The following is an 8,747-nucleotide window of genomic DNA, read 5'->3' as shown; positions in this document are numbered from 1 at the left end:
CCAAGGCGAAGTCCTTCGACGACCTGCCGAAGAACGCGCAGGGCTACGTCAAGGCGCTGGAGGAGATGTCCGGCGCCCCGATCTCCGCGATCGGCGTCGGCCCGGGCCGCGACGAGACGATCCAGATCAACTCCTTCCTCTGACCCGGCACCCCCACCCACGCGCGCTGGTGTGTGGGTGGGGGTGTGTTGCGGGCTGGCGGGTTAAGGAACGTGGCAAGGCTGACGGCCGGTAGGCCCGTCAGTGTGCCAGCGACCTTCGGCTCTTTCTGACTTCGGCGAGAAAGTCCATCACCTGCGGCTCACGGCGCCACTGGGACAGGGACTTGCTGTATGTCTGCAGATAGTCCATCCCCCGAACGCTGCCGAGGCGGGTGAAGATCTCCAGGGACTCCCGACCCATGTGCAGGCTCTGTTCGAGTTCGCCGTTGAGCGCGTGTGCGGAGGCCAGCACGGACAGCCGGACGCTCCGGGACCGGATGAACTCCTTGCCCGGCATCCCGCCCAAGGTGTGCCACGCGAAAGTCGCCCGGGGATTCCCCAGGTCCCTGAAGACCTCGGCAGCGTCCGTGATGATGCGGGAGTGCGTGAAGAACCCGATCCACGTCCGGTCTTCTCCCTCTGTGGAGCTGCGCTGGAGCTTTTCGGCGTGTGCCAGGCATCTGCTCGCCGCCGGCCCGTCCTTGGCGCGGGCGTGCGCCCGCGCTTCGATCAGCTTCGCGAATCCCGCCACTCGTGGTTCCATCCGGCGGTCCCGCTGGAATGCTCCCTGCGCCATGTCGATCGCCTCGGATGTGAACCCGCACATCAGCGCCTGCATCGCCATCGTACTCAGGATGTACGAACCGAGTTCGACGTCGCCACCAGCCCGTGCCAACCGGAGCGCCTGGATGAAGTGCCGCTGGGCAGCGTCCTGTTGTCCGGCGTCGAACGCTGTCCACCCCGCCAGTCGTGCCAACTCCGCCGTCACCCGGTAGAGATCTCTGCCGACCGGCACGGAATAGCTGCCTTTGAGGAGGGGAGCGGCCCGCTCGTACAGGTACTCACTGAGCGACTTGGTCTTCCACCCAGCGCAGCCGTAGCGGGAATCCCACATCCGGGCGGCGTCGGCCGCCTGCTTCAACTCATCGATGTGGCTGCGCCCGACCGTCAGGTTGCCGGTATGTGCCTGGGTGCTCTCGACAGGTTCCACCAGCCAGCGCGTCACGGGGGTAACGAACGCTGATACTGCGAAGGCCTGCTGGGTGAGGAAGTGGCGGCGGTTCACAGCGCTCCAATAGTGTGCGGCTTCGTCCAGTGCGTCATCCTGCCGCCTCGCGAACTCCAAACCTAACTGGCTGGTTTCTGCTGCCTCCGCGTCGCGCATTCCGATATCACTGACCGTCACGGGTCTTCCCAGCGCCTCAGAAATCGCGATACCGATGAACTGGGGGATCGGCCATCTGGGAACCATGCCCCGCCGGCACCAGTTTGCGACCGACGTATGGGTGTACTGGCTCGCCATCCCATCCCGTAACGACAGCTCGTTTATACGATGAGCAAGTCTCTTGTGACTCAGTCCTGATTCCGCCACCAACCGCTCGAGCTGCTCGTTGTACCGGTGGGTCTTCGTCGCCTGGATCTGTGTCATGTCCACCACCCCCGTGACCTGGAGCCTACCCACACACCGGTCGATGTGGACCCGCATCACAAGTCGTGAGCCCCCTTGTGAGCCCTATTGTCGCCAGGCGGCACGAGCTGTCATGAGCGAGTACGAACTCAGCACACGGGTTCCGTGATCTCGCGAGATTGGGTGGGCGGCCATGCAGAACGATCTACTGAACATGTCGGTGACACTGACTTATGCGTCAGTGCTGGAACTCCACATTCCGCTCGGACTCATACTCCTGGCCCTTCTGCGGTCGAAGCGCAGCAGCGACAAGTGACGGCTCGTGTCCTATGCCGATCGGGCATGAGGAGGCTGTGGGCCTCGTGTGGCCGCTGAAAGCCTTGAGGCGGCCTCGTCCAAGTCGTCGGCCACGATGCCGGCACCGATCATTCTCGGCGAGTAAGGGCCTGCGACGACGACCTGGAACAGCATTCCCTGCGCCGACGAGTGGCAGACGACGGACAGTGGTCGGGGTTCGAGCACGACGTCGACCGGATCCTGTACTCCACACGATTGCGGGCGCTCGCGGACAAGAGCCAGGTCGTCGCCAGCGGTGAACTCGGCGCCTACCACACCAGGTTGACCCACTCGATGAAGGTCGCCCAGCTGGGCCGACGGATGGCCGAACTGCACTTCACGGGCGGGGTGCTCGACAGCTTCGAGGGCAACGCCCAGACCCTGCACATCCTCACCTTCCTCGCCGCCCACAAGTACGCAGGCCACCGCAGGCTGCACCTGACCCGGGCCTGCCTGGACGCCGCAACCAAGTACCCCTGGGAACGCGCCCCGCGCGACGTCGACCCCGCACGGCACGCGAAGTGGGGTGTCTACGCGGTCGACCGGCAGGCGTTCGCCTGGGTGAGGGCGGGCCGCAGCGACGACGTCGTGCCGATCCGAAGCCCGGCCGCCGTCGGGCCCAGCCGTCGCGCCTCGTCGAGGACCAGGTCGCTTCACGAGAGCCACCGGCTGCCCCAGTCCGAAACACGGGGGCCCGGACAGTCGCTGATGCCGGCGAGGAGGAGGAGATCTACACCGACCGGCTCTTGGCAAGCATCTTCCGCTGCACCCGCCTTCCCTGCGCGACCGCCAGGGGGACGGCACGCAGCCCGAACGAGGGGAGAGCGTCCGCCAGGCGCACCGCCAGCCCTCGCCAGCGCGGCACCACGGTGACCGGGCGTGGGCGGTCCAGCACCTTGCGCACGGCGTCGGCGGCCTCCTCGGGCATGAGCAGTTTGCCGGAGAAGGACAGTGCCGAGGCGGGGTCGTCGAGTTTGTCGTGCAGCATCGGGGTCCAGATGCCGTCGGGGCAGACGCAGGAAATGTCGATCCCTTTGATCCCGGCCAGGCGCAGGTCGGCGAGCGTGCTCAGGCTGAAGCCGATCGCGGCGTGCTTGGACGCGGCGTACACCGCCTCACCCGGGACCGCGGTCAGTCCCGCCAGCGATACGACGTTGACGATGTGCCCGCCGGTGCCCCGCATGGCCTCGATCGCGGCGACGGTGCCGTTGACGGTGCCGAGCGCGTTGACCTCCACCATCAGGCGGCGTACGGCCGGCGACTGCTCCCAGGCCGGCCCGGTCACGAGCACACCGGCGTTGTTCACCCACACGTCGAGGCGGCCGGCCTCCGCCACGATGAGGTCCCGCGCCGCGGCGACCTGGACCTCGTCCCGCACGTCGACGGCGGCCCACAACACGTCGGGCCCGAGCTCGGCCGCCGCGGCGCGCGCCGCCTCCTCGTCGATGTCTGTGACCAGCACGCGGTGGCCGCGCTCGACCAGAGCCGCGGCGACCAGCCTGCCGAGGCCGCGGCCCGCCCCGGTGACCACCGCGCCGGCGAGGGAGCGGTTCATCGCCGGCCGCCCTTGATCTCGCCGTAGGCGATGCCTCCATGGACGTAGGTGGGCACCACCGGCCAGAACCGCTTCCAGGGGGCCAGCTCGGTCGAGGGCAGGATCTGCAGCCAGCGGGGGTCCGCCTCGCACCGGTCGGCGAGGGTCTTCTCCTTGACCATCGAGTCGTACTGGTCCAGCGAGTCCTCCAGCGTGTTGGCGTTGGGGCAGATCTCGCGGCCGAAGGCTTCGTGGTAGCGCCGCACGCCGGGGATCCTGGACAGCTCCGGCTGCCAGTTGTCCAGCGCGATACCGTTCTCCGAGGACACCCACACGCCGTCGGGGGTGTTGAGCACCAGCGAGTGGTTGCCGTCAGTGTGCCCGGGGGTCCACAGCAGTGCGACGCCGGGACCGAGCTCGATGTCCCCGTCGAAGGTGAGGAACCTCGAAGGGTCGACGCCGCCGAGCCCGCCGTCCACGTACCACGCCCACTGCATCGGGTGCAGGGACTGCAGAGTCGCCAGCTCACGGCTGTGCACGAGCATCCGCGCCCCGCCGAACAGTGGCTCGCGGGGCGCCGGCTCGCCCTCGATGACCTCGGTGGAGCCCAGGATCATCCGCGGATCCTGCACATGCAGATGATCGAAGGTGCAGAAGTCGATGTCGTCCGGGGTGAGCCCCAGTCGGCGCAGGACGTCGCCGGGTTCCGCGTAGTACCTCAGGACCATCCGCTCCAGCAGCTTGCCGCCGGGGACCTTGTCCGTCAGCTTCTGCAGATTGCGGTAGAACGGTGCCTCCGCCGAGCCGTCCGGCACCGTCGGCTCGAAGACCAGCGTGCGTGCCCGGCCGTCGAAGTCGTCGTACTGCACGACGATCATGCGGTTGATCATCGAGATCAGCGGGAGCGTGGGCACCGAAACGGCGTCGTGGAAGGCGTACTTCACCGGGTACGGCGCCGCGGCGATGTCGACCGACTTCACCGCGCGTACCCGGCCCTGGGCCTTGAAGCGCTCCTTGTACGCCGCAGCGGCCTCGCGGACCGCCCGTAGCCGTTCGCCGCGCGGCCACACGTCGTGGACGCCGTCGAATTCCGGGATCGCTCGCGCACCGATCCCGGTCAGGTGGTCGGTTCCGGCTGTCGCCATGGGCCACTCCTCGCTCTCGTCGTCGGAGCAGCAGAATGCCGGTCCGAGCTGGGCGGGATTTGTTCCAGCACGACAATCTCAGGAAGTGCCACGCACCCGGCGGCGAACCTCACTCGGACTGGCGCCCTGCCACCGTCGTACGGCGTGACTGAGGCCGGACTGGCCGGTGAACCCCGCCATCGCGGCCACCTGTCCGAGGGGCAGGTCGGTGGTGGTGATGTAGCGCAGCGCGAGATCCCGTCGTACGTCGTCGAGGATCTCCTCGAAGCCGGTCGACTCCGCGGCGAGCCGCCGTTGCAGCGTGCGGGGATGCATCGCGAGGAGCCGCGCGATGTGGGCGATCGTCGCAGGGGTGGTGCCGACGCTTCCGGTCAGCGCCCGCCGGACGTGCGTGGAGACCAGGCGCTCCGGATCGGTGTGGTGGCCGGCCAGGTACTCGACGGCGAGCCGGCGGATCGCCGCGTCCGCGCTGCGGAACTCCATGTCGAGCAGCCGCCGTTCCACGCGCAGCGCGGCGGACCGGCACCCGAACTTCACGTCCACGCCGAAGAATTCGGTGTACCGCGACACCGGCGAAAGGGGCTGGTGCGGCAGCTCCACCGACCGAAGTCCGGCCAGGCTGCCGACCAGAGCCGACGCCACCTGATGAAAGAGGCCGAGCCCGAGCTCCATGGCCTGCGGGGAGTACGGCGACTCGCGCAGATCCTTCCGATACGTCAGCGCGACCACCTCACGGCGTCGCCGTGGATCGGGTTCCACACCGATGCTCAGTGCCGGGCTGTGCACGAACATGAACCGCGACGCACACTCCAGTGCCTCCGCCACCGTCGACGACGCCTGGATGGCCAGCGCCAGCCGGCCGAGGATGCTGAGGTCCTGGCCGCAGGCCAGGCGGAGGCCGAAATCAGGGCACCGAAGATCACGGGCAACCGCGTCGAGCATCAGGTCGTGGCCGGCGATCGGAACGAGGCCCTCCTCGGAGGTGAGCGCCTCCGGAGGGATCGCGAACCGCCCCATGAACTCTCCAGGGTCGCCGCCGAGCTCTTCGACGAGGCGCCCGAACCCGCGCAGGCTGGCTCCCCGGATCATCGCACCCACCGGGCGATGCTAACCCCACGCCGCCGGGCGGACCCCCACCACGAACCCCACCCACACACAGCGACCCGCCCCCACACCGACAGCGCGGCCGAGGATGATGCCCCCATGACGAAACGATCCGCGCTCATCGAAGCCCTCGGGCTGGAGCCGCACCCGGAAGGCGGCTGGTTCCGCGAGACCTGGCGCAGCGAAGTCCCCCTGCACCCGGACGGCTACCCGGGTGAGCGGGCCAGCGCCACCGCGATCTACTTTCTGCTGGGGCCGGGGGACGCATCACGCTGGCACGTCGTCCGCTCCGCGGAACTGTGGCTGTGGCACGCAGGGTCCCCGCTGCACCTGCAGTTGGGCGGCGAAGCGGAGACGCCGGATGCCGATCCCGAGACGCTGACGCTCGGCCCCGACGTCGCGAACGGCCAGCGACCACAGGCGGTTGTCCCGCCACGGGTCTGGCAGCGGGCCCGTCCGCTGGACGTCGAGGGCGAGACTCTGGTCAGCTGCGTCGTCTCACCCGGGTTCGACTTCGACGACTTCCGGGTCATTTAGGGCGTTGAACGCGCCCGCGGCCCCTGTGTCAGGACTTGCCGGCCGCGAGTGCGGCCTGGAGCCGCGGTGCCGACTTTGCCACCGCGGCCATGTCCTTGCGGTCGGCTGCGTCTCGCAGTTCTTTCAGCCGGCCGTCGATCTGGGTGGCCTTTCCGGGTTTCGTGGTGTGCTTGACCCGGTCCCAGGTGAATTCGAGACTGGTGACGTCGCCCGCAACAGCGCCGGTGTCTTTGGCGGCGGCGTCCAGCGTCACCTGATGGGCCCACAGGTCCATCCGGGCAGCCTCGACCGCGGTGAGCGGTTCGTAGCGCAAGTGCAGGTCGAGGTCGTTCTGCGCGACCCGGAGCGCCGCCGCGCACGCCCGCCTCGTATCGCGCGCCTTGACGGCCGCCGTGAGGGTGTCGATGTCGCGGTTCATCTGCCGAATGAGCACCGGGGGCACACGGTCCGCCGCCCGGTACGCGTTCCAGGCGTCGCGTACCTTCCGCACCTCCGCCGGATCGGTGCGCCCGACGTGTGCCGCACGGACCGCTGCCGACAGTGCGGTCAGACGGTCCGGCAGCCGGCCAGGCTTCGCGTCGGTGGGGACGGCAAGGGAGACCGCTTCCAGGTCGCCGCCCACGCCGGTGGAGAACTCCCCGTACCCGGGGGCGAAGACCTTGTCCTCGCGGGTGCCGTCCATGTGGAGCTCGTTGACGGTGATGGCGCCGTTGACAGGTCCGTAGGGTCCTTTGACGGTCTGGTCCACATCCTTGACCGTGACCTCCTCGAAGACGACTTCCGGCACGTTCTCCGGCCGGTACACGTCCCCGCGCTTGGGCCGCGCCGGCATGATCATCGCGGCGGGTCCGGTCTTCCCCGCCAGCCAGGTGCCCTCGGTGTCGGCGACGACACCCTTCTCGTAGTTGAAGACGTCTTCGCCGAGATACCAGACGGCACCGTTGTCGGCCTGTGCGAACCAGTCGAGCGCGACTTCCTTGATGCGCCCGTCGGAAAACGCCATGTACTGGAGGATGCGTGCCTTTACCTTTCCGTCCTTCAGGGCGATGGTCTTGGTGCCGGGCAGCAGGGTGAATTCGGTGCGGAACGGCTTGCCGTCGACCTGGCCTCCGTAGATCACCTGCTGGACCTTCGAGCTGGGGTGGAGCGGGTTGGTGATGTCAGTCGGGTCCGAGAAGACCGGCTTGGCCAGGTCGACCCGGTCCTTCTTCGGCGCGAGCGGCAAGCACTTCCCCGTCTTCTTCCCGGTCTTCTCATCGATGACCTGCACGCAGTCTTTTTTACGGGCCTTCGGCTCCTCGCTGCAGCCACCGGCCGCGAGTGTCACGGTCAGCGCCACGCTCACAGCCGCTGCCAGGTTCATGTTCCTCATGACTGCCTCCTGTGCCGTGGCGGGATCGCTGTCACGCGCTGAAGAGACCTGAACGGAACTGAACCCGCCGCAGCGGCGTCATGAGTGGCTTTCAGCAGCGGGGGGACGAACCACCTGGAACCGGGCCCCGCCGAGCGCACTGTACGACGCCGCGGCCCCCGCGCCGTGGAGCGCCACCAGCTCCGCGACGATGCCAGCCAGGGCACATCCCCCGCGATGTCGCCGACATGGCGCAGCACCCGAGGCCCTTGCCGTCCGCGTGCGGCCCGGCCGTCGGCACTCCGACGGTGCCGATCGAGGACCGGGTCGCTCCACGAGAGCCACCGGCTGCCCCAGCCCGACCCACTGGGCCCGGACCGACGCTGATGCCGGCGGATCGGCGAATCGGCGGATTGGCGGTGGGTGGTGGGGGCGCCCCCTCACTTCAGCGCGTCAGCCAGCACACCGAACGCCGGTGTGCCCGGCGTGAACGGCGCGTAGTGCCCGACGCCGGTCAGCAAGTGCAGCCGCGCGCCCCACTCGTCGGCGTAACGGCGCGAGAGCTCCAGCGGCACTTGCGTATCGGCCGTGCCGTGCAGGATCTCCACCGGTACGCGCGGCGGCAGCCGCATCGGGTCCGCCTCCGGGAGCCGCTCAGCCAACTGCTGCTCGCCGCCCAGGAATTCAGCCACGGCGCACTCGCTGAGCCGTAGCCGGTGCGCCCGCGCCAGGTCCGCGACCGGTGCGACCGCCACCACCCGGTCGGCCGCGCGGTCCCGCTTCGACGCCGCCCACAGGGCGAGTTGCCCGCCCGCGGAGTGGCCGAGCAGTACGTTCGTGCCGCCCAACCGGTCCAGCCGGTCCAGCGCGGCATCGACGTCCCGCACGGTCTCGGGCCAGCCGCCACCGCCGCCCACGCGCCGGTACTCGACCAGCCGCACCGCCATGCCCCGCTCCGCCAACGCGGCGGCGAAGGGCGACAGATGGGACCGGTCGTACGCCTCACGCCAGAACCCGCCGTGCAGCACGGTGATTCGGGGCCCGCGCGCGCCCAGCCCGTAGAAGTCGATGACCTGCGAGGGGTGTTCCCCGTATGGCTCCGTGCGCTCCGGCGGCACCGGCTTCAGCCCCA

At 68.9% G+C, this 8,747-nt stretch carries 9 protein-coding genes; 2 read left to right on the top strand and 7 right to left on the bottom strand.

Translation table 11 applies throughout. The annotated features are described in order from the left end of the window. Nucleotides 1-143: adenylosuccinate synthetase (locus tag ACRDP3_RS21430; protein WP_431518606.1), on the top strand; the 143-nt coding region annotated here is incomplete at its 5' end. A 97-nt stretch (nt 144-240) separates the two neighbouring features. Here the strand turns inward: ACRDP3_RS21430 and ACRDP3_RS21425 are convergent. The 5 genes from ACRDP3_RS21425 to ACRDP3_RS21405 all read right to left on the bottom strand — a co-directional run bounded on the left by ACRDP3_RS21425 (nt 241) and on the right by ACRDP3_RS21405 (nt 5,712). Beyond that, on the bottom strand, nt 241-1,629 hold the full coding sequence (locus ACRDP3_RS21425; RefSeq protein WP_431518603.1) for a sporulation protein: 1,389 nt from the start codon (nt 1,627-1,629) through the stop codon (nt 241-243). Nucleotides 1,630-1,935: 306 nt separating this feature from the next. Beyond that, on the bottom strand, nt 1,936-2,370 hold the full coding sequence (locus ACRDP3_RS21420; RefSeq protein ID WP_431518602.1) for a hypothetical protein: 435 nt from the start codon (nt 2,368-2,370) through the stop codon (nt 1,936-1,938). A 304-nt stretch (nt 2,371-2,674) separates the two neighbouring features. After that, complete coding sequence (locus tag ACRDP3_RS21415; RefSeq protein WP_431518601.1) at nt 2,675-3,499, bottom strand: SDR family oxidoreductase; 825 nt, start codon at nt 3,497-3,499, stop codon at nt 2,675-2,677. Next, entirely contained in the window at nt 3,496-4,623 is a 1,128-nt protein-coding gene (locus ACRDP3_RS21410; RefSeq protein WP_431518600.1) for a hypothetical protein, read from the bottom strand. Before ACRDP3_RS21410 ends, ACRDP3_RS21415 begins: the two co-directional genes overlap by 4 nt. A gap of 78 nt (nt 4,624-4,701) precedes the next feature. Beyond that, nucleotides 4,702-5,712 (bottom strand): AraC family transcriptional regulator, encoded by a 1,011-nt coding sequence (locus ACRDP3_RS21405; protein ID WP_431518605.1) that lies wholly within the window; start codon nt 5,710-5,712, stop codon nt 4,702-4,704. Nucleotides 5,713-5,826: 114 nt separating this feature from the next. Here ACRDP3_RS21405 and ACRDP3_RS21400 point away from each other — a divergent pair, with 114 nt between their 5' ends. Beyond that, complete coding sequence (locus ACRDP3_RS21400) at nt 5,827-6,264, top strand: cupin domain-containing protein (protein WP_431518599.1); 438 nt, start codon at nt 5,827-5,829, stop codon at nt 6,262-6,264. A 28-nt stretch (nt 6,265-6,292) separates the two neighbouring features. Here ACRDP3_RS21400 and ACRDP3_RS21395 read toward each other — a convergent pair whose 3' ends face one another. Both ACRDP3_RS21395 and ACRDP3_RS21390 read right to left on the bottom strand, forming a co-directional pair. Continuing rightward, entirely contained in the window at nt 6,293-7,636 is a 1,344-nt protein-coding gene (locus ACRDP3_RS21395) for a hypothetical protein (protein ID WP_431518598.1), read from the bottom strand. A gap of 419 nt (nt 7,637-8,055) precedes the next feature. Continuing rightward, complete coding sequence (locus ACRDP3_RS21390) at nt 8,056-8,742, bottom strand: alpha/beta hydrolase family protein (protein WP_431518604.1); 687 nt, start codon at nt 8,740-8,742, stop codon at nt 8,056-8,058. Nucleotides 8,743-8,747 lie beyond the last annotated feature (5 nt).

Origin of the sequence: Streptomyces sp. (assembly GCF_050698815.1) — a bacterium.
Classification (GTDB): domain Bacteria; phylum Actinomycetota; class Actinomycetes; order Streptomycetales; family Streptomycetaceae; genus Streptomyces.
Note: the sequence above shows the minus strand (reverse complement) of the source record. Positions and strands in the feature narration are given on the sequence as shown.